This is a genomic window from Acinetobacter sp. YH12045, assembly GCF_013419925.1.
In the GTDB taxonomy this organism is placed as follows: Bacteria; Pseudomonadota; Gammaproteobacteria; order Pseudomonadales; family Moraxellaceae; genus Acinetobacter; species Acinetobacter amyesii.
The window spans coordinates 338,367-360,494 of the sequence record NZ_VOZE01000001.1 but is presented as its reverse complement, the minus strand read 5'-3'; the positions used below and the strand labels follow the sequence as shown (position 1 = coordinate 360,494).

Annotated in this window: 19 protein-coding genes and 1 pseudogene; 5 read left to right on the top strand and 15 right to left on the bottom strand. The window is 40.2% G+C overall.

All coding sequences use genetic code 11. The features are described from left to right. The first annotated feature begins 291 nt into the window (after positions 1-291). Positions 292-1,153 (top strand): annotated as a pseudogene (locus FTU02_RS01865) (YbgF trimerization domain-containing protein). A gap of 59 nt (positions 1,154-1,212) precedes the next feature. Here FTU02_RS01865 and lpxA read toward each other — a convergent pair. From lpxA to rimO, 12 genes are all read right to left on the bottom strand, one after another. After that, positions 1,213-2,001, bottom strand: a complete 789-nt coding sequence (gene lpxA, locus FTU02_RS01860) for an acyl-ACP--UDP-N-acetylglucosamine O-acyltransferase (RefSeq protein WP_180023806.1) — start codon at positions 1,999-2,001, stop codon at positions 1,213-1,215. Further along, complete coding sequence (gene fabZ, locus FTU02_RS01855) at positions 1,998-2,483, bottom strand: 3-hydroxyacyl-ACP dehydratase FabZ (RefSeq protein ID WP_171263789.1); 486 nt, start codon at positions 2,481-2,483, stop codon at positions 1,998-2,000. The genes lpxA and fabZ overlap by 4 nt, the downstream gene beginning before the upstream one ends. Before the next feature lie 5 nt (positions 2,484-2,488). Next, positions 2,489-3,559 (bottom strand): UDP-3-O-(3-hydroxymyristoyl)glucosamine N-acyltransferase, encoded by a 1,071-nt coding sequence (gene lpxD, locus FTU02_RS01850; protein ID WP_180155486.1) that lies wholly within the window; start codon positions 3,557-3,559, stop codon positions 2,489-2,491. A 3-nt stretch (positions 3,560-3,562) separates the two neighbouring features. Next, positions 3,563-4,063, bottom strand: a complete 501-nt coding sequence (locus FTU02_RS01845) for an OmpH family outer membrane protein (protein ID WP_180078385.1) — start codon at positions 4,061-4,063, stop codon at positions 3,563-3,565. A 41-nt stretch (positions 4,064-4,104) separates the two neighbouring features. Next, the gene (bamA, locus tag FTU02_RS01840; protein ID WP_373684197.1) at positions 4,105-6,603 is read right to left on the bottom strand and encodes an outer membrane protein assembly factor BamA; all 2,499 of its coding nucleotides are present in this window, start codon (positions 6,601-6,603) and stop codon (positions 4,105-4,107) included. Positions 6,604-6,688: 85 nt separating this feature from the next. Further along, entirely contained in the window at positions 6,689-8,044 is a 1,356-nt protein-coding gene (gene rseP, locus FTU02_RS01835; RefSeq protein ID WP_078193531.1) for an RIP metalloprotease RseP, read from the bottom strand. Positions 8,045-8,047: 3 nt separating this feature from the next. Then, complete coding sequence (gene ispC, locus FTU02_RS01830) at positions 8,048-9,244, bottom strand: 1-deoxy-D-xylulose-5-phosphate reductoisomerase (protein WP_180155482.1); 1,197 nt, start codon at positions 9,242-9,244, stop codon at positions 8,048-8,050. Beyond that, positions 9,245-10,069: a CDP-archaeol synthase gene (locus FTU02_RS01825; RefSeq protein WP_078188722.1), complete on the bottom strand. Its 825-nt coding sequence runs from the start codon at positions 10,067-10,069 to the stop codon at positions 9,245-9,247. It lies immediately after the preceding gene. Beyond that, a complete protein-coding gene (uppS, locus tag FTU02_RS01820) occupies positions 10,070-10,825 on the bottom strand; it encodes a polyprenyl diphosphate synthase (protein ID WP_180155480.1) in 756 nt (251 codons plus the stop codon). Positions 10,826-10,831: 6 nt separating this feature from the next. After that, on the bottom strand, positions 10,832-11,386 hold the full coding sequence (gene frr / locus FTU02_RS01815) for a ribosome recycling factor (protein ID WP_078188724.1): 555 nt from the start codon (positions 11,384-11,386) through the stop codon (positions 10,832-10,834). A gap of 79 nt (positions 11,387-11,465) precedes the next feature. Further along, positions 11,466-12,194: a UMP kinase gene (gene pyrH / locus FTU02_RS01810; protein WP_078193535.1), complete on the bottom strand. Its 729-nt coding sequence runs from the start codon at positions 12,192-12,194 to the stop codon at positions 11,466-11,468. 45 nt (positions 12,195-12,239) lie between these two features. Continuing rightward, complete coding sequence (gene rimO, locus FTU02_RS01805) at positions 12,240-13,583, bottom strand: 30S ribosomal protein S12 methylthiotransferase RimO (protein ID WP_180102157.1); 1,344 nt, start codon at positions 13,581-13,583, stop codon at positions 12,240-12,242. Positions 13,584-13,935: 352 nt separating this feature from the next. On the opposite strand from rimO, the gene glnL reads away from it, so the two are divergent. Next, positions 13,936-15,042 carry a nitrogen regulation protein NR(II) gene (glnL, locus tag FTU02_RS01800; protein WP_078188727.1) on the top strand — a complete coding sequence of 369 codons (1,107 nt, stop codon included), beginning with the start codon at positions 13,936-13,938 and terminating at the stop codon, positions 15,040-15,042. Then, positions 15,032-16,507: a nitrogen regulation protein NR(I) gene (gene glnG, locus FTU02_RS01795; protein ID WP_168377613.1), complete on the top strand. Its 1,476-nt coding sequence runs from the start codon at positions 15,032-15,034 to the stop codon at positions 16,505-16,507. The genes glnL and glnG overlap by 11 nt, the downstream gene beginning before the upstream one ends. A gap of 72 nt (positions 16,508-16,579) precedes the next feature. Here the strand turns inward: glnG and FTU02_RS01790 are convergent, their stop codons facing one another. From FTU02_RS01790 to mnmG, 3 genes are all read right to left on the bottom strand, one after another. Beyond that, complete coding sequence (locus FTU02_RS01790; protein WP_078193710.1) at positions 16,580-16,906, bottom strand: hypothetical protein; 327 nt, start codon at positions 16,904-16,906, stop codon at positions 16,580-16,582. A gap of 114 nt (positions 16,907-17,020) precedes the next feature. Next, positions 17,021-18,226: a 3-(3-hydroxy-phenyl)propionate transporter MhpT gene (gene mhpT, locus FTU02_RS01785; RefSeq protein ID WP_180155478.1), complete on the bottom strand. Its 1,206-nt coding sequence runs from the start codon at positions 18,224-18,226 to the stop codon at positions 17,021-17,023. Positions 18,227-18,570: 344 nt separating this feature from the next. Further along, positions 18,571-20,451 carry a tRNA uridine-5-carboxymethylaminomethyl(34) synthesis enzyme MnmG gene (gene mnmG / locus FTU02_RS01780; RefSeq protein WP_180003879.1) on the bottom strand — a complete coding sequence of 627 codons (1,881 nt, stop codon included), beginning with the start codon at positions 20,449-20,451 and terminating at the stop codon, positions 18,571-18,573. Positions 20,452-20,704: 253 nt separating this feature from the next. On the opposite strand from mnmG, the gene FTU02_RS01775 reads away from it, so the two are divergent. Together FTU02_RS01775 and FTU02_RS01770 are read left to right on the top strand one after the other, a co-directional pair. Further along, the gene (locus FTU02_RS01775) at positions 20,705-21,055 is read left to right on the top strand and encodes a hypothetical protein (RefSeq protein ID WP_078188731.1); all 351 of its coding nucleotides are present in this window, start codon (positions 20,705-20,707) and stop codon (positions 21,053-21,055) included. 146 nt (positions 21,056-21,201) lie between these two features. Further along, positions 21,202-22,080 carry a bile acid:sodium symporter family protein gene (locus FTU02_RS01770; RefSeq protein WP_078188732.1) on the top strand — a complete coding sequence of 293 codons (879 nt, stop codon included), beginning with the start codon at positions 21,202-21,204 and terminating at the stop codon, positions 22,078-22,080. Positions 22,081-22,128: the final 48 nt, after the last annotated feature.

Genomic DNA, 22,128 nt, shown 5'->3' with positions numbered 1-22,128 from the left:
GGGCTACCATTGCAAGAACAGAGTATAGAGATTTTTAATAAACATGCAAGCCTAAAACCAAGAATTCCTGAATAGAAAAAACTATTTGATTATTTATAAATCAATATGATGGTCGATGATGTAGAAAACGTGAAACTTCATCACTATATTTTTACTTTAATACACAACAAGATTGTAAAAGCTTATTGCAATTCAGAACTTTGGCGTTTTTAATGTGCTTATCGTTTTATCTAAAGCTGTCTGTAATAAAACTATTCTATACGGACATGCTTGTAACTACATGGAATTTTTATGATGTTTAAACAGCATGTATTGTGTGCCCTTACATTGACTTGCTCAGGTGCATTATTTGCCAATATTCCAATTGAATCTCGTGGTTTGAGTGGCGCTAATAATGGCACTGTGTATACAGCAAATAATACGGCCATTCAAACAGGTGCTGGCTCTACCCCTATTCCAACCAATTTGAATTGGCAGCTTATGCAGAAGAACCAACAGCTCGAAAATGAATTGCGTAACTTACGCGGTAAAATGGAAGAGCAAGACAATATTATCGAACAATTAAAAAGTGAACTTACAAACCGCTATGCAGATTTAGATCAACGTTTAGAACTACTCCAACAAAAAGTAGATCCAAGTGAAGACACAGAGGCCGCGGAGGATAACCAACAAGGTACTGCACCCAGTAACAGCTAATACAGCGCCTACACCTGTTAAACAACCTACGACCCAAGCAACATTAAGCTCATCTGCAAAACAACCTGTAAATGCAGGTGGTGACTCACTTGAGCTCGAGAAAGCGGCATATACCGTTGCTTTAGATGCATACAAACAAGGTGGTGCGAAAAAAGCCATTGCACCGATGAAAAACTTTATTAAGAATAATCCTAACAGTGTCTATATTAGCAACGCATATTTTTGGCTAGCTGAGTTCAACCTTGCTGTTGAACCGACCAACTACGCGGAAGCAAAAAAGAACTATAGTATCGTGGTAGATCAATACCCTGAATCGACCCGCGCGCCTAGAGCGTTATATCAACTCTATAGCATTGCAAAAGATGTCGATCGAAATAGCAATTTAGCAACGCAGCTCAAAACCAAGCTCACACAAAAGTATCCAAAATCTGAAGAAGCAGGCTTTGTTAAAAAATAGAACTATTTTTTAATGCAAAAAAAGACACCTTATAAGGTGTCTTTTTTTATTCGCAGCATTTAGCGCACAATACCGCGCTTAGACTGCTCAAGTGAGTCAATCAACAGTTGCGCTTCTGCCACTTCAGGCAAAATTTCAATGCGAATACGCTCAATCGCTTCATTCGTCGTTAAACCATCTTTATAGATCAATTTAAAAGATTCACGTAAACCTTGAATCACATTTTTAGACCAACCTTTACGACGCATTCCTTCAATGTTCATTGCAAAAGCATGGGCTGGATTACCAGATACCATGACATAAGCAGGTACATCTTTCAAAATAAGCGATGCACCACCAATCATACTGTATGAATCGATTTTACAGAATTGATGAATACCAGAGTTACCACCTACGATGACGTAATCACCAATGTGGACATGACCTGCAACGCCGACGTTATTAGCAAAAATATTATGATCACCTACTACACAGTCATGTGCAATATGTGTATTCACCATCAATAAATTGTGACTACCAACTTTAGTTAGACCCTGATCTTGAACAGTACCACGATGTAAACTACAGTGTTCACGAATCGAGTTATAATCACCGATTTCTAACCACGTTTCTTCACCAGCATATTTCAAGTCTTGGCAAACTTCACCAACACTGGCAAATTGAAAAATTTCGTTATGTTGACCAATACGGGTATAACCACCCACCACAACATGTGAATGCAGTTTAGTGCCCGCTCCAATTGTGACTTTAGGACCAATAATACAATATGGTCCAATTTGCACATCCGGAGCAATTACTGCTGATGAGTCAATAATGGCGGTAGGATGAATTAATTCGTTATTGCTCATGCTGTCTCTGTTTTCTGATGCGAAACCATAATTTCCGCGGTTGCTGCGACTACGCCATCTACAGTGGCAACACAATTATATTTGTAAATGCCACGCTTTTGCATCACTAATTCCGATTTTAATACAAGTTGATCGCCTGCAACGACTTGTTTTTTAAATCGAACCTTCTCTGCACCAGCAAATAAGAACAGCGAACCCGCTGAAGGTTTCTCATTATTCATAATGAAACCTAAAATACCCGATACTTGCGCCAATGCTTCAACAATCAGCACACCCGGCATAATTGGGTATTCAGGGAAATGGCCTTGTAAAAATTCTTCATTAATGGTTACATTTTTATAGCCTACAATCCCGTTGTCAGTCACTTCAACAACACGATCAACCAATAAAAACGGATAACGATGTGGCAAATATTCACGAATAGTCTGAATAGTCATTGGTAATTCAGGTTTTGTGAAAGCTGGGGTATTCGACTCTGTCATCATAATTATTTACGCAATTTAAATGTTGATTCAAGGGACTCAATTTGAGACTGCATATGATCAAGTCGTTTGACCAATTGGGTCAATGGCACATCTGCTAATTGTTTAAAGCGGATTGCTGCCTTTTTCCAAGAACCACTTTCAAGCATTGGCGTACCTGAAGAATAACTTCCAGCAACGGAAATACTTTTTGTGACCATTGACATACCGGTAATTGTCACATTATCTGCAATATTAATGTGACCTACGATACCAACAGCCCCTGCTAGCACACAATTTTTGCCAATAGTTGTACTACCTGCAATGCCACATTTCGCTGCCATTGCCGTATTTGCACCTACTTTGACGTTATGCGCGATTTGCACAAGGTTATCAATAATGACACCATCTTCCAAAATTGTGTCATCTAAAGCACCACGGTCAATACTACAATTTGAACCAATACGTACATCATTCCCGATGCGTACAGAACCTAATTGAGCAATACGATGCCATTTCCCTTGATAAGGTGCAAAACCAAACCCTTCACCACCGATCACCGTATTTGCATGGATACGTACGCGATCACCTAACTTGGCTTCACCAGTAATTGTCACATGCGAATCGATAAAACAATCTTTACCAATTTCAACACCATGATCAATCTTCACTTGTGATTCAATGCGAGTCCCATCACCCACCACACTATTCGCACCAATCACCACATAATGCCCAATATAAGCAGTATCAGAAATGATTGCGGAAGGATGAATTTGGGCAGTACTTTCAATACCTGTTTCTACAGATTTCTTTTCAAAAACATGCGTCAGAATAGCGAAAGCCAGATATGGATTGGATACGACAATGAAGTTTTGATGTGAAGGGATTTGTGACTGCATGTCTGCAGTCACAATCAGCGCACCAGCCTTAGACTGTTGAGCTTCATTCAGATATTTATCTGCGTTTAAAAATGCAAGCTGATGCGGTTGAGCACTTTCTAAACTTGCCATTCCACTGAATTGCAAGTCTAGCTGACCAATACATTGACCTTGAACAAGTTGAGCAAGCTTTTCTAAACTGAATTTTTGAGAATTCATTGATTATTTAATTGCATTAACCTTTTGAATCATTTTATCAGTTAAATCAAACTTAGGGTCATACGCAAGTGCTGAATTTTTATTCAAAACAACATCTAACTTATTTTCTGTGCGCAATTGTTCTGCAACTTGCTTGATTCGAGTATCCATCGTGCGATTTAAGGACTGAATATTCCCTTGAACCGAAGCTTGAACTTTTTGCTGTAAATCAGTTAGTTCTTTAAGTTTAGCTTGATACTGTTGACCCATTTGCTGCTTTTGCGCAGCAGTCAACTTATCACCACCTTGCTGAGCTTTTTGCTGCATTGCTTCCAGCTCTTTTGCAAGTGATTCAATTTTAGTGGTTTGTGGTTTCAACTGCTGTTGAATTTGAGCATTTTGTTGTTTTAGATAAGTGCTTTGATCCACCACCTTTTCTAAATCAACCACACCGTAACCTGCTGCATGCACAACAGCAGTACATGACATACCCAATACCGCCAAACCAGCAAATAATTTATTCATATTATCAACCTGTAATTTTGTTATTCCCAGAAGGGTCGTACTTAGAACGTACGACCAATCTCGAATTGGATTTCTTTTGTTTCATCGCCAGCTTTGTCATTCAGTGGGAATGCATAACTCAGTGAAATTGGACCAATCATCGTGATCCAAGTAAAACCTGCACCAACGCTATAACGCATGTTATTCATATCAAAGCCGTAGTTATCTTTACAGTATTGACGGTCTTCACTAGATTTAGGAACGTCACATTGGGTGTCAAATACTTGTGCGCCTTCAGCAAACAATACTGGACGAACTTGACGCGCCCAATCGCCTTTAAATGGCACAGGTAAAGCCAATTCAGTACCAAATTGAATTAAAGCATTACCACCGACTTCTTCTGGATCGTAGTCAACCTGATTTTGCGCATCATAATACACACCAGGATATTTCGGCCCTAGAGTACTGTTGTCATAGCCACGTACCGAACCAAAACCACCTGCATAGAAATTTTTGTAGAACGGTAAATCATTACCATAGCCTAACTTACCGTAACCACGTAACACAAAGTCTTTACCTAGTGGGAAATAAGCTTGTGCATCATAAGTGATTTTTTGATATTCAACATCACTTCCCGGTAATGCAATTTCGGCATTGACGCGGTGTGACATACCCGATGTAGGGAATACCGGGCGATTCAAGGTGTTGTACGACCAACCTAAGTTAAGGTTATAGGTTAAGAAATCACCTTTAAACGCACTGTCGTACGATTCTTCAGGTACTGCACAAGTGTTGTGAGTAACAATTTTATTACCCTTATCATCTAGTACAAAATCGCCATTCTCATCAGTTTTGTATACAGGCACAGTTAATTGCGAATTACCAGATGCATCAGTAGGACAGAAAGATGTCGTATCTGTTGCTTTCCCACCATTTGCTAGTAAATAATCACGCACATAGGTAGAAACATATGGACCTGTTGTCACTTCGGTATTATCAATATTCAAACCCATACTGATACTTTGGTTTTCATCGATCGGATAACCAAAGTTGATACCACCACCAAAACTATCAGTGACGTAGTTGTTAACGTTATAGTCGTTATCTAACTTGGTTTTACGGTAGTACAAGTTATAACCACGGCGTACACCATCAATAGTGAAGTATGGGTCAGTTACACTGAGGTTATAATAATCTTGAGTCTCTGAACGAGACAAATCGATAGAAACTGCATTACCTGTACCCAAGAAGTTGGTTTGACTCAAACCTGCTTGGAAAGTTACACCGCCACTTTGTGAGAAACCAACAGCTAAAGTACTTGTCCCCGAATGCTGCTCTTCAACATTTACATTTAAATCAATTTGATCTGGGGTACCCGGAATACGTGCAGGCTTAACATCAACGGTTTTAAAGAAACCAGTACGCTCTAAACGCACTTTAGACAAATCAATTTTTTCGTTACTTGCTAATGCGCCTTCCATTTGACGCATTTCACGACGTAGAACTTCATCAGCTGTTTTCGAGTTACCTGTGAAATTAATACGGCGAACAGTGACTTGCTGACCCGGATTCACATAGTAATTTAAATCAACCAATTTGGTGTCTTTATTGATTTCAGGAACAATGTTTACTTCTGCGAAGTAGTAACCTGCGTTACCGTATTTACGAAGTAAAAGTTGTTTCACACCATTCACTTTTTCTTGTGAATATAAATCGCCATCTTTATAAAGTTTTAAAGCGTTTAAATCTGTTTGCGTATAAAGCGTATCACCTAAGAAATGGGTTTCACCAAACTTAAATTGTTCACCTTCATCCACCGAAACTTCGATAAAGACGTGTTTTTTATCTTCACTCAAATTCAGACTTGAATTGGTAATGTTGAAGTTGATGTAACCTTTGTTGAGATACATCGCACGTAACGCTTCTAAACTCGCAGCCATCTTTTCACGTGCATAGCGGTCATTACGAGAAATGATCGAGTTCCAACCACTTTCTTTTAATGCAAAAATTTGTTTAATTTCGCTTTCTTTAAAGACCGTATTACCAATGATATTAATATCAAATACTTTGGCAGATTGACCTTCTTCAAACTCGATTAAGACATTTACACGGTTATTCGGTTGAGCGGTTGTAATCACTTTGACATCAGCATCGTAGCGACCTTGCTGCATGTACTGTTGTTCTAATTCAGTTTCAACCGTTTGCAAAGATGATTTCTTTAAAACTTCACCTTCGGACAGACCCATTTTCTTTAAGCCTTCTTCCAAGGCTTCTTTAGGAATAAGTTTATTGCCTTTTAGCTCAACTTTAGAAATTACTGGGCGTTCAACCACTGTATATACAAGGGTATTACCGACTTGTGAAGACTTCACATCATCAAACAAACCCGACGCAAACATGCTACGAATTGAGTTTGAAATGATTTGATCATTGACACGATCACCAGCGGAGAATGGGATCATTCCGGCTACATTGTCAGGAGTTAAACGCACTAAGCCATCAACACGAATATCTTGTACTACAAAATCATCTGCTGCATATACTTGTTGTGCTACGGCCATAGCACTAACCAGTGCCAATGGCATAAATAAATGTTTGTGCTGCATGCCAGTCTTTTCCGCTGTTAATTTATTTCGTATAACGTTCTTATAAACGCATAATGTCATTGAATAGAGCCAGTAGCATCATGCTACCCAGCAATACCATACCAATTTTTAATCCAACCAATTGTATTTGTTCAGAAACAGGTTTACCACGAATTAATTCAATAAAATAGTAAATTAAATGACCGCCATCGAGCATAGGAATCGGTAGTAAATTTAAAATACCCAAACTTACACTCATCAGTGCCATAAATGAAATGAAGGTTTGCCACCCCATTTCAGCACTTTGTCCAGCCACTTTCGCAATAGTAATCGGACCAGATAAATTATCTAAACCAACCAAACCACGCACCATTTTTACAATAGAATTCAGGATCATACTAGATATCTGACCTGTTTTTTCTACCGCTTTGCCCATCGCCTCTACAGGCGTGTATTGAATGGTTTGTTTGTATTCGGCTGGAATATTGACTTTACCCGGATCACTTTGTACACCTAAAAGCCCTGTGACTTTACCCATTTGGTCACGCTTACCTTGCGGCATCACGCTTAAATGCACAATTTTATTTTGTCGTAAAACATCAATTTTAAGTAACTTTTCTGGAGAAGCTTGTACAACTTGTACAACATCAAACCAGTCTTTCATTTTTACGCCATCGATCGAAACAATTCGATCACCCACTTGCATCCCTTGGCGAATCGCTGCGCCATCTTCACTGAGTTTTGAAACCACTGCAGGAATTTCAGGACGATACGGTGTAAAACCAAGAACATCGAGTGGTGACTGAGTTTGATCACGTAAGAAACTCTGAATTGGTAAACTGAAGTTTTGAATTTGCCCTGCTCGTTCAGCTTGAATTTGAATGTTTCCAGTTTCACCCACACGATCAACCAAGGCATAATTCAAGCGCTCCCAAGTGGATACTTGAGTGCCATCTACGGCAGTAATTTTATCACCAGACTGCATTTGCGCAGCTGCTGCAGGCGTATTCGGTAAAATTTTACCTACGCGCGTATTCAGCTGTTCCTGAGCTGGTAAAAATAAAATCCAAAACAACACTACTGCAAAAGCCAAGTTAATGAGTGGCCCTGCCGCAACAATTGCAATACGCTTCCAAGGGTGTTGTCGGTTAAATGCTTTTGGTAAGTCTTCTGCGGCGACATCACCTTCTCGTTCATCCAACATTTTGACATAACCACCCAGTGGTAATGCAGACAGTTGATATTGAATACCTGATTTCTTCGACGTCCACTTGAGCAGAGTTGGGCCAAAACCAATCGAATAAACTAAAACCTTTACGCCCAGTTTACGTGCAACAAAATAATGCCCAAATTCATGAATCGCTATCAGCGGTCCAAGTAGCAATATTGCTGCAATAATCATAAACAAGGCATTCATGTCTTAACTTCCTGAATTCAATACTGCTTTTTCAGCAACCATACGTGCCGATTTATCTGCATGCAAAATAACATCAATATTATTTGCAGCTGAGTTTTCAACTTGCCCCAACACATGTTCCACAATTTGAGGGATTTGAGTAAAGCCAATTTTCTCATGCAAAAATGCTGCGACGGCGATTTCATTGGCTGCATTTAAAATCGTAGGAGCTAAGCCTCCAGCCTTCATGGCTTGACGTGATAATTTTAGCGCTGGGAATCGCTGTATATCAGGCTGTTCAAAATTTAACTGTGAATGAACAAATAAATCTAATGGAGGCACATGTGTTTGAATACGCTTTGGCCACGCTAATGCATGAGCGATAGGCGTACACATATCAGGATTTCCCATTTGTGCCAAAGTCGAACCATCTACATATTGAACCATTGAATGAATGATACTCTGTGGATGGACAACAACTGTTACAAATTGTTCTTCAACTGCAAAAAGATGACAGGCTTCGATTAATTCCAAGCCTTTATTCATTAGCGTTGCAGAATCAACTGAAATTTTTTGCCCCATCGACCAATTTGGATGCTTACAGGCTTGGGCCGGCGTTACACTTTGCAATTGTTCTAAACTATGATGTAAAAATGGACCACCAGAAGCGGTAAGTAAAATTTGTTTGACACCTAGCTTTGGCTGACCAAGACGCTCACCTTGTAGATAAGTTTCAGGTAAGCATTGGAAGATTGCATTGTGTTCAGAATCGACTGGCAGCAACAAAGCATTATTTTCACGTGCGGTCTGAATCATGATGTCACCCGACATCACCAGCGCTTCTTTATTTGCAAGCAACACGCGTTTACCTGCTTTCGCAGCAGCCAATGTAGGTAGCAACCCTGCCGCACCCACAATAGCTGCCATGACCACATCAACCTGTGGATGTTCTGCTACTGCGATTAATCCTTCTTCATCATGCAGGATTTCAATATCAGTTAATTTTTCAGCTACGAGTAATTGGCGCAGTTCATCCACTTTATTGAATGGAACAACTGCGATTTTCGGTCGATATTGTTTGCATATTTCGACAAGTTCTACAATTCGGCTATGTGCAGTGACTGCAAAAACTGAATACTCTTCGGGGTGCTGTTGCAGAATCTTTAAAGTACTTTGACCAATGGATCCTGTTACACCCAATATACAAACAGATTGTGACATCTATAAATCTACGCCAATTAATTTTAAAACATACATACCTGCTGCAAAGATAGGTGCTGCAGCAAGCAACGAGTCGATACGGTCCAGCACACCACCATGTCCCGGAAGAATACGACCAGAATCTTTGATCCCTGCACGACGCTTGATCATCGATTCAAATAAATCACCAAGTACTGAACTAAATACTGTTATTACTGAAAGTATTAAAAATAAAATATGTTCAGCGATGCTTAAATCAAGATAAATAATTTCAACAACAATAACAATTAGCATTGCAGTGAATAGACCGCCATATAAACCTTCGATCGATTTATTTGGGCTCACATCTGGTGCAAGTTTTTTCTTACCAAATTTACGTCCCACGAAGTATGCACCACTGTCTGCACCCCATACCAAAAGGAACAGATACATGAGCCACCACGGTGAGTTCATCCACACAGAAAAAATAGCAGTTACCGCAGCAGGAACTAAGACTAAACCAATACCACTCAGACTTGGGTTATACCAGTTGTCGTATTCAGGATAAGACTTCACCCAATATACACTTAAGATCCAAGTAAAGATTGAAGCTGCCCAAAGCAGTAATGCAACATCTGTAAAATGCAATGCTAGTGCTGAAAGAATAGCAGTGACTAGACCATAGCCCCAAGCGAAAGGTTTAATCACATTTTGTGTATTACGCGGCATGAGTTTAAACCACTCATAACCAGCGACAGCTGATGCAATAATCATCAGCACAAGCATTGGGTATTTAGACTCGGTTGCAAACATGCAACTCAATACAACTGAAACCAGTACCAATGCGGTTATTATCCGCTCTAACATTTATTTATTCTCAAACTGCTCTTGTTGAATCTGCTCTGAGGTCTTACCAAAACGACGTTCACGACCACCAAATACTGCTAGTGCGTCATCAAATTCTTCAATGGTAAATTCAGGCCATAATGTCTGGGTAAAATAAAGTTCTGCATACGCAGCTTGCCAAAGCAAGAAGTTCGAAAGACGGAAATCACCACCTGTACGAATTAACAAATCTACCGGAGGTAGATCACTTAAACTGACATATTGACCGAAGACTTCAGCATCCACTGCTTCAAGATTTATTTTGTTAGTTAAAACATCTGCTGCGATTTGTTTTGCAGCCTGTGCCATATCCCACATACCACCGTAACTAATTGCAATAGTTAAAGTCATGCTGTCGAAATTAGCAGTCCTTTGTTCGGCTTGCAACATTAAGTCACGTAAGTTAGGAGATAAACGAGAACGATCACCAATAAAACGTAGGGAAATGTCAAATTTTTCCATACGCGGCAACTGCTCATGAATGGTTTCTTCGAGAAGAGCCATCAACAGATCAACCTCAAACTGAGGACGATTCCAATTTTCACTCGAAAAAGCAAAAACGGTCAGTGCTTGGATATTTCTTTTACGACAATGTTCAACGATGGGATCTAGGATGTCCTTTCCAGAACGATGCCCTTCACCTTTTTGCATTTGATTCTTTTTGGCAAAACGATTGTTGCCATCCATAATGATGGCAACATGTTTTGGAAGACGGGAAGTTTCTTCAGATGAGGTCATTAAAACTTAGACCTTCATCAATTCAGCTTCTTTTGCAGCCAGACGTTTTTCAACTTCAGCAACGAATTTGTCTGTAATTTTTTGAATGTCATCACCCGCACGACGCTCATCATCTTCAGAAATTTCTTTTTCTTTCAACAATGCTTTGATATCACCTAAAACATCACGACGGATGTTACGGATCGCAACTTTTGCATTTTCAGCTTCGTTACGTGCAACTTTCTGCATGTCTTTACGTGTTTCTTCTGTTAATGCAGCCATAGGAACACGGATTGCATCAGCAGTAATCGGGTTTAAGCCCAAGTCAGATTCACGGATTGCTTTATCAATTGCAGCAACCATTGAACGTTCAAAAGGCTGAACAAGTAAAGTACGAGAGTCTTCTACACCCACGTTCGCCACTTGGTTTAATGGCACATCAGAGCCATAGTAAGGAACCATAACACCATTTAAAATTGATGGGTGCGCGCGCCCTGTACGAACTTTAGCAAAACCATGCTCTAGAGAATCTAGAGATTTGTTCATACGGTCTTCTGCGTCTTTTTTAAGATCGTTAATCATGTGATCTTCCTTACTTAATTCGAAAAGATGTAAATTCTAAAATAGCTTGTAGTATAAAGAGCTTTAGGGCCCACGTACATTAGTTAGTAACGTGAGTACCCTCTTTTTCACCCATTACCACTGAAAGTAATGAACCTGATTTGTTCATATCAAATACTTGAAGTGGGACGTTGTGGTCACGGCACAAGCAGATCGCTGTTAAATCCATCACACCCAGTTTTTCATCTAAAACTTGGTCAAATGTTAATGCATCGTATTTCACTGCATCTTCATATTTGCTTGGATCTTTGTTGTATACGCCATCAACTTTCGTCGCTTTGAGAATAAGATTGGCTTCAATCTCGATACCGCGTAAGCATGCTGCTGTATCTGTCGTAAAGAATGGGTTACCCGTACCTGCGACAAATACACAAACTTCGCCACGTGTTAAATGACGAATTGCATCACGACTAGAATATGATTCAACTACTGCACCAATGGGTAAAGCTGACATTAGACGAGTTTTGATATTGCGACGTACCAAAGCATCACGCAGTGCCAAACCGTTCATCACAGTGGCCAACATACCCATTTGGTCACCTGTTACACGGCCAACCAAACCATCTTTTTGTAATTGGCTACCACGGTAAAGGTTACCACCGCCGACAACGATACCCACTTGAACACCCAAACCAACAAGGTGCGCAATTGCGAGTGACATTTGATCGAGCACTTGTGCATCGATACCCATCTCTTTATTGCCCGCTAAAGCTTCACCTGAAAGCTTAAGCAGGATGCGACCAAAACGTGGTTTTTTAGAATCAAGCATCATCAACTCCGAATTATTTAATTTCAATTATTTTTAATGAATCGTTTAAACAGACTTAACCGAGATCAATTTTGCAAATAAGTCATATTCATCTGCATCTGTGATTTCCACTTCAAGTAAATCACCTGCTTTAATCACTGACTTATCGATATCTTCAACAAATACATTACCGTCAATTTCAGGTGCATCTGCATAAGAACGTGCAACAGCAACTGGGAACTCTTCTTCAAGATCATCCACCAGTACTGTCATTTTCTGACCAATACGACTTTGCAATTTCGCAGCAGAGATTTCTTGCTGAACTTGCATGAAACGTTCATAACGCTCTTGTTTGATTTCTTCAGGCACATGATCTGGCAAATCATTTGCTGTCGCACCTTCAACTGGCGAGTAAGTAAAACATCCCACACGATCAAGCTGCGCTTCTTTTAACCACTCAAGCAACATTTGGAAGTCTTCTTCAGTTTCACCCGGGAAGCCCACAACGAATGTAGAACGAATCACAAGATCAGGACATTTCTCACGCCAAACTTTTAAACGCTCTAGTGTATTTTCACTGTGCGCAGGACGTTTCATGAGTTTTAAAATCTTAGGACTTGCATGTTGGAATGGAATATCCAAATACGGCAGGATTTTGCCTTGTGCCATTAAGTCAATCACAGCATCCACATGTGGATATGGATATACATAGTGCAGACGCACCCAGATACCCAATTGACCCAATGCTTCACACATGTCATAGAATTTGGTTTTAACGGGCTGACCGTTCCAGAAGTCCAATTTGTATTTGGTGTCTACGCCATAAGCCGATGTATCTTGAGAAATCACAAGGACTTCTTTTACGCCTGCTTTTTTCAGCGCTTGAGCTTCAGTCAATACTGAACCTACTGGACGAGAAACCAAATCACCACGCATGCTCGGAATAATGCAGAATGTGCAACGATGGTTACAACCTTCTGAAATCTTCAAATAAGCATAATGTTTTGGTGTTAATCGAATACCTTGTTCAGGTACTAGATCAATAAACGGATTGTGTTTCGGTGGCTCAGGCACGTATTCGTGCACAGCTTCCATCACTTCTTGATATGCCGCAGCACCTGTCACTTTTAAGACATTTGGGTGCATTTGGCGAATTTTGTCTTCGTCTTTACCTAAACAACCAGTCACAATTACGCGACCGTTTGAACTCATCGCTTCGCCAATGGCATCTAGCGACTCTTGTACTGCAGATTCAATAAAACCACAGGTATTTACAACTACTAAATCGGCACCATCATAATCTGATGCTACATCATAACCTTCAGTCTTTAACTGAGTTAAAATTCGTTCGGAATCTACCAATGCCTTAGGACAACCTAAAGAAACAAAACCGACTTTGGGGGATTTCATGAATCTGCGCTCCACTATAATCCGCGTATTGTATGTCTTTTCAAAACATAAAAACAGGTGAAAAGGCCACTCTTTATATCACGCACCAAAATAATGCTATAAATTCATCCATATAATTTCATTTGCACCATTTTAATGCATTTTAGATTTACAGCCTGTTTTTAATCAGCTATACACTTTATTTAAAGTCTTAAATAAGCGCATTTATTCAAATAAGCATCAAAACTTAGCGTATTTCTGAAATAGTTGGCTTATATCTTGCATAACTTGCATCAATTCGAACCTTATTAGATTGAACGATTTGCTTTATGAAGATGCCATTGCGCCATTTTAAGACAGGAACCTCTCGCTAATGGATCAGACTATGACGATTGATTACCGGCTTTTAGTGGATAATTTAACCACTGCCATTTTATTGGTCGATAGCAACCTGAATATTTTTTATTTAAATTCATCTTGTGAAGCGCTTTTTGACATCAGCTTACTTCGTGCATCAGGTCAGCCTGTATTAAATTTACTCCATATGCCCGATGATGAATTCAATACGCATGATGCATTAATGAATACATTAACTTCTGGTCAACACTATACGCGCCGAGAAGCAACGATTAATGTCAACTTTAAAGACATTCATGTTGATTACACCGTGTCACAACTCAACTCTGGCAAACCCTACCACCCGTTGCTATTGATTGAACTCAATCAAATCGACCGGATGTTGAAAATCTCTAAAGAAGAAAACCTAATTCAACAGCATCAAGTCGCACGACAACTGATTCGTGGTGTTGCCCATGAAATTAAAAATCCACTCGGTGGTATCCGTGGGGCGACACAACTTTTAGCGCGTAGCTTAAATGATCCGAAGTACAGCGAATTCACCGACATTATTATCAGTGAGGTGGATCGATTACGAAATCTAGCTGACACCATGCTTGGCTCTAGACAATTGCCAAGTTACGAACCAGTCAATGTGCACGAACCACTTGAACGTGTCCGTTCACTGATCGTCAACCAAACCAAAAAGAAAATTAAGATCACCCGTGATTACGACCTTTCGTTACCGGATGTTTTAGCAGATCGTGATCAATTGATTCAGGTCATGCTGAATATCAGTGTAAATGCCGTTCAGGCGATGACGGAAAATAAAGAGTTCTTTGTTGAGCATCAACCAGAACTCACTTTGCGCACACGTATTCAACGTTTAGTCACCATCAACGGTGTATTAAAACGTTCTGCGGTACGCATTGACATCGAGGACAATGGACCGGGTGTACCACAAGAAATATTAGAATCCGTATTTTACCCTTTAGTGACAGGACGAGCGAAAGGCACAGGTCTCGGCCTTAGCATTGCACAAAATATTATGCATCAACATAACGGAATGATTGAATGCCAATCAGTTCCTGGAAAAACAGTATTTAGCCTATATTTACCTTGGGAGTCAGATCATGTCGCGTAATAAGATTTGGGTCATCGATGATGATCGCGCCATGCGTTGGGTGCTGGAAAAAACATTCAAAGAAGAAGGTTTTGATGTTACCAGTTTTGAAGAAGCACAATCCGCTTTAGATCAGTTAAGTGTCGATGCGCCAGATGTTATTTTGACGGACATCCGTATGCCGGGTATTGATGGACTGACCTTTTTAGGTAAAGTCAAAGGCAACTACCCTGACTTACCTGTAATTATCATGACCGCACATTCAGATTTAGAATCTGCTGTGTCGAGCTATCAAACGGGTGCTTTTGAATATCTACCAAAACCTTTTGATATTGATGAAGCCTTAGCACTTGTAAACCGTGCAATTTTACATATTGCCAAATTACAACAACAAGAATCTGCAAAAACCGTTCAACCGATTCAATCTACAGAGATTATTGGTGAATCACCTGCTATGCAGGAAGTCTTCCGTGCCATTGGTCGTCTTTCTCAATCACACATTACCGTATTAATTAATGGTGAATCAGGCACGGGGAAAGAATTGGTTGCGCATGCATTGCATAAGCATTCACCACGTGGCAATAAGCCATTTATTGCCCTCAACATGGCAGCAATTCCAAAAGATTTGATCGAAACTGAATTATTTGGTCATGAAAAAGGCGCCTTTACCGGTGCCAACACACAGCGTCAAGGTCGTTTCGAACAAGCCAATGGCGGGACTCTTTTCCTTGATGAAATTGGCGACATGCCATTTGAAACCCAAACCCGCTTATTGCGTGTTTTAGCGGATGGCGAATTCTACCGCGTTGGTGGTCACATCCCAGTCAAGGTGGATGTCCGTATCGTTGCAGCAACGCACCAAGACTTAGAAAAGTTAGTACATGAAGGTCGCTTCCGTGAAGACTTGTACCACCGTCTAAATGTGATTCGTATTCATATTCCAAAACTTGCACATCGTAGTGAAGATATTCCGATGCTTGCACAACACTTCCTTGCAAGTGCAGGTAAAGAACTTGGGGTAAGTCCGAAGATTCTGCGTCCTGAAACGCAAGAATACATGCAAAAACTGCCGTGGCAAGGTAATGTGCGTCAGCTTGAAAATACCTGTCGCTGGTTAACGGTTATGATCACAGGCCGTGAAGTTTATCCAGAAGATTTACCTTCTGAATTAAAACAGATTCCAATTCAAGGCACAGATGGCAATCCTGCTGCTCAAGGGATTGATCGTATTGGTGTGCATCACTGGGATGAGTTACTTGGTCAATGGGCCGTACAAAAACTTAAAAATGGTGAGATGAAAATTCTCGACATTGCCACACCAATGTTTGAACGCACCCTCATCAATGCAGCACTACAACAAACACGTGGGCGTAAGCGCCATGCAGCAGAACTTTTAGGTTGGGGTCGCAACACTTTAACCCGTAAACTTAAAGAACTCGGTATGGACAGTGCCGAAGATGATGTCGAAGAAGAATTAGAAAGTTAATTTTTTTGATTAACATTAAAAAAGCCAGTCACTTGACTGGCTTTTTTTATTTAGAGATTTTTTAGCAATATTTTATGCCGTAAAGCCGACATAACGTGAATAACCTTCCACCCCTAAATCAGACTTATATATCAGAAACTCAGGGAAACTTGAGGCGGTAATTTCAGTAAACATATGATATTGATCATCATTGGCATGCAAGTCATCGACTGTATGCTGCATGGTTTGCTCAAATTCATCGGTAATAAACTCAAAACCAATATCCATTGCAATAAACAGCACATGCTCACATGGCTGCACATACTGCTCTTCTGACCAATCAATCACTTGCTGCTGACAATGTGGACACTGAATGTTATCTGAAGGAGAAATATCAAGTTCGATCAATTGATAAGACATAGAAGTAAATTTATTCATGAATATTAGATTTATTCTAACAAAACTTAGTTTCAGCTAAAGATATTTATTCAATAAAAAAGGAGCCGTAGCTCCTTTAAATATGACTGGTTTTGACTATTTTTTAAGGGATGACTTATAGGCTGACAATGCAGCCACTGCGATAGCTGACAAAGCAATACCCGGCGCACTTGCAATTAAAATACCTGTCGTTCCTAGACCTAGCGCCAAAATCTTACCTGTGAGTAATGGACCTGTCATTGCACCCAAACGACCCCATGAAATCGCACTCCCCACACCTGTTACTTTCCCAGCTGGTGTATAGAAAATTGGAGAGATCCCATACAAAATCGATTGACCACCTGTAGAGAAAATCCCGCCCATGATGCCTGCAGCAATGAGTACAGGAATGGAATTTGTTGTAAACAACACAAGCAATGCTACAAACAAACCTGAATAGATAATCACTGCCATTTGCCATAATTTTAGGCGATCAAGCAAGTAGCCTAAACCCAGCGTACCAATTACTGCGCCCACTTGGAACATCAACATGATCATGAAAGCTTGTTGCTTTTCCAGCCCTTGTTCCATAAGCAAGTTAGGCAACCAACTGATCAGAATATAGTTCACCATTAAGGTAAAGAAGAAACTCAACCAAAGCGGCAATGTATATTTATAACGCTGCTCAGCAAAAAGGATTTGCCCCATCGCTGGAACCGCTTCTTTACTTTCTGCCTGAACTTTTTCAGTACGCTTATCTTTTAAGATAATCGCCATGAATGGAATCAAGATTAAAGGCGTTAAACCACCAATTAAAAACAGTGTATGCCATGAGATATCTTTAAAGACAATACCCAAGCCAGCAACAAAGATTGCACCTACAGGTAAGCCGCAGTACATCAAACTATTTAATCGCCCACGGTTAGCATCCGTCGCTTCATCACCCACCACCGAGATCATCGTTGGCATCGCAGCGCCCAAACCTAAACCTGTAAAGAATCGTGCGATATATAAAATTTCAATACTTGGTGCAACTGCCGTTATAGACATAAATACACCGAAGATAAAAATCGACAACATTAGGACTTTCTTCTGCCCCAAATAGTCAGCGACACGCCCCCCAAAGAACGCGCCAAATAACATACCAAATACACCCAAGCTAAACACATAGCCCATTTGCACCTGATCTAAGGAAAATGTCGCTGCGATTCCTTTTGCTGCGATACCGGGAGCTTGTAGGTCAAAACCTTCAAAAAATGCCACCCAGAAACACAAAAATACTGTTAGAAATTTTTGCATTTTTCCCGATTGTTGATTTGCCATAATCGAACTCCATTCATGTAGCGTAAACCCACTTGTACGCCATGCCCTGAAGTTTCGGCTTTATTGGGTAGAATAAATACCACTACAAAGGTCGGAATTCACACGACCAAAAGCCCACCATTAAGACCTAAAACTTTGTATATCAATAGTTTTTAGATCTTATTTTTTGTATTTATAATTAATTATCAATCACTTAGGTTTATGAAAGATTTTAATAATCAAACCATAGCTAAAACTAATGATGATCAAAATATTCATTTAATCCGATCAAATACCAACAGCCAATAATTTATTGGCAATAAAAAAACCCGCAACTGAGCGGGTTTTTTATTTAACTCAAAATCTTATGCAGATTTTTTCGCTTGGTTATTCTTACGAATCGTAATCATCACCAATTGAACAGCCGCAGGTGTTACACCTGGAATACGACTTGCTTGTGCCAATGTTTCAGGCAATACATTTTTCAGCTTCATGGTGATTTCACGTGAAAGACCAGAAACGACATCATAATCAAAATCAGCTGGAATACGCGTATCTTCCAAACGCTTCATTTGCGCAACATCTTCTTGCTGACGGTTAATATAACCTGCATATTTCACAGCAATTTCAATTTGCTCACCCACAAATGCTGAAACTTCAGAACCCGTCAATTCAGCAATTTGCGCAAAGTTGATATTTGGACGTTTGAGCAAATCAATTGCATTGGTTTCTTTTGACAGGTCATCGCCAGTCATTTCAACGAATTTTTTGCCTAGTGGATTGTTTGGCGCTGCCCAAAGGTGTTGTAAACGACCTTTCTCCGTTTCTACAGCTTCCATTTTTTGGCAGAACGAATCCCAACGCGCATCATCTACCAGCCCCATTTCACGACCAATGGCAGTTAAACGCTGATCCGCATTGTCTTCACGAAGCATCAAACGGTATTCCGCACGTGACGTGAACATACGGTACGGTTCTTTAGTACCGAGAGTAATCAAGTCATCAACCAACACGCCCATGTACGCTTCATCACGTTTTGGTGTCCATTGCTCTTGATCCCATGCACGACGTGCTGCGTTTAAGCCTGCAAGCAAACCTTGCGCTCCCGCTTCTTCATAACCTGTTGTACCGTTAATTTGACCTGCAAAATACAGGTTATTAATCGATTTGGTTTCTAAAGAGAATTTCAATGATTGTGGGTTGAAATAGTCGTACTCAATTGCATAACCCGGACGCAAAATGTGCGCATTTTCCATACCACGAATCGAGCGAACCAATTCAAACTGAACATCGAATGGTAATGAAGTTGAAATACCATTTGGATAAAGCTCATGTGTATCTAGACCTTCAGGTTCCAAGAACACTTGATGCGAATCTTTATCGGCAAATTTATGAATTTTATCTTCAATTGATGGGCAGTAACGTGGACCCACACCTTCAATCACACCAGTATACATTGGTGAACGGTCTAAGCCGCCACGAATGATATCGTGAGTTTTCTCGTTGGTATGTGTGATATAGCAATTGATTTGCTCAGGATGCATCGACGCATCACCCATGAATGACATAGTCGGAGATGGGAAATCACCCGGCTGTGGCGTCATCACAGAGAAATCAACTGATCGTGCATCGATACGTGGTGGTGTACCAGTTTTTAAACGACCTACAGGTAAGTTCAATTCACGAAGGCGCGCAGCCAATGAAATTGAAGGAGGATCGCCCGCACGACCGCCTGAAGCATTATTTAGACCTACGTGGATCACACCACCTAGGAATGTACCTGTAGTCAATACAACAGTTTTCGCATCAAAGCGAATACCCATTTGGGTGACTACACCTTTAACGGTATCGCCTTCAACAATAAGGTCATCAGCTGCTTGTTGGAAAATATCCAAGTTCGCTTGATTTTCTAAGGTTTCACGAATCGCAGCTTTATAACGAATACGGTCAGCCTGTGCGCGAGTCGCACGAACAGCCGCACCTTTACGTGAGTTTAAAATACGGAATTGAATACCACCTTTGTCAGCAGCCAATGCCATTGCACCGCCAAGCGCATCAATTTCGCGTACTAAATGTGATTTACCAATACCACCGATGGCTGGATTACAGCTCATCTGCCCTAAAGTCTCAATATTATGAGTTAAGAGTAAAGTCTGTCGACCCATACGTGCCGCAGCAAGAGCTGCCTCAGTACCCGCGTGACCGCCGCCGATAACAATGACATCGTAAACTTTAGGATAATGCATAGTGGTAAAGGAGATTAAAAAAGGATGACGGAAGATTATAGCAAAAATTCGCCGATAAGTTGACTGATTAACTCGATTTTATTGTTATTGACTACTGTTTTATGCCTATATATTTCTTTATGAACATACATACTTTGCATATTCCATATAAAAATATACATTTCTCAAGCAAATGTTACTCGAAGATTGTTGTTTTATTCTGATGATTTTTTATTCTGTTATAGATCCCATGAGAATCATAAGGACTATAAGCATGAATAAGAATATTTTGCTATCCACGGTTTTATGCGGTTTATGTTTATCACCACTTGCTGCCTCAGCCAATGATAAAGTTGAGAAAGTGTATGATGCACAGCGATATCAACAAGTCTGTAAAGGTAAAAGCCAAGGCGCTCAAGTATCATTTGCCTATCGCGGTATTATCTGGAATGGTACCTGCGAACCACAATTTTTTAGCTCGTCCAAAAATGCAAATCTTCATGGCGAAGAAGCCGAATTATTAAGCACATGCAGTGCAGATGCAAAAGCCACTACTGCAACGATTAATGGACAAGAAATTAAAGGAAAATGTGCTTTAGGGTTCACTCCTCCTCGTCCTAAATAAACAGTTGTCGATGAAAATATCGACCAATTAACAGATCAAGAATAAAGCGGGTAAAACATCAGTTTTTACTCGCTTTTATTTATTGCTTATTTATCAAACTAAGATAAACTCAAAAAACTATAAGGATAAAAATATCAGGAAATTCCATGGATTCGGGATTATTTGCTTTTTTTCTACCCATTGCTTTAGCCATTATGATGATGGGGTTGGGGCTTGAACTTTCAGTCAAAGACTTTTTACGCGTTGGACGCTATCCAAAAGTCATTTTCATCGCTTTATTTACTCAACTAATTCTACTGACCAGTATTGCGTTTTTCCTGTGTAAGTTGCTGGAGTTACCCCCTTTACTCGCGGTCGGGCTCATGTTGCTTGCGGCTTCACCCGGCGGCCCCACTGCTAACCTTTTTAGCTACCTATATAAAGGTGACGTTGCATTAAACATTAGCTTAACAGCCATCAACTCAGTTGTTTCGTGCTTTACATTGCCTTTTATCGTCAATCTATCCATTTTGCATTTTGTTGGTGAAAGTACAAGTATTGGTATGCCTATCGATAAGATCACCCATGTATTTCTGATTATTTTGATACCGGTATGTTTCGGTATGTTTATTCGAAACTCCTTCCCGACCATTGCATATCACATCAACAAGCCGATGCGAATGTTGTCTATTTTCTTATTAATTCTTATCTTTACACTCGCAGTTTTGCGTGAACAATCCAACATAATTACGTATTTTGCCAGCGTCGGCATTGCGACCTGTTTACTCTGTTTCAGTGGCTTATTTTTGGGTTACCTAATTCCGTTCCTCGCAGGTGTACCGGAAAAGCAGGCACGTGCGTGTACCTTTGAGATCGGCATTCATAACACCAGTATCGCGTTAACTATCGCACTGAGTGTGCTTGAAAACACCACAGTGGCGATACCTGCCGGTGTTTATTCTATTTTTATGTATTTATTGGCGACCTTATTTGGTTTTATTTTGACGCGCCGTGGCAGTCACTTGATTCAACAAGTGAAAACCTAAACTATTTTTTCTAACGCAATCACCATAAGGACTTTGGTGAAACACCAT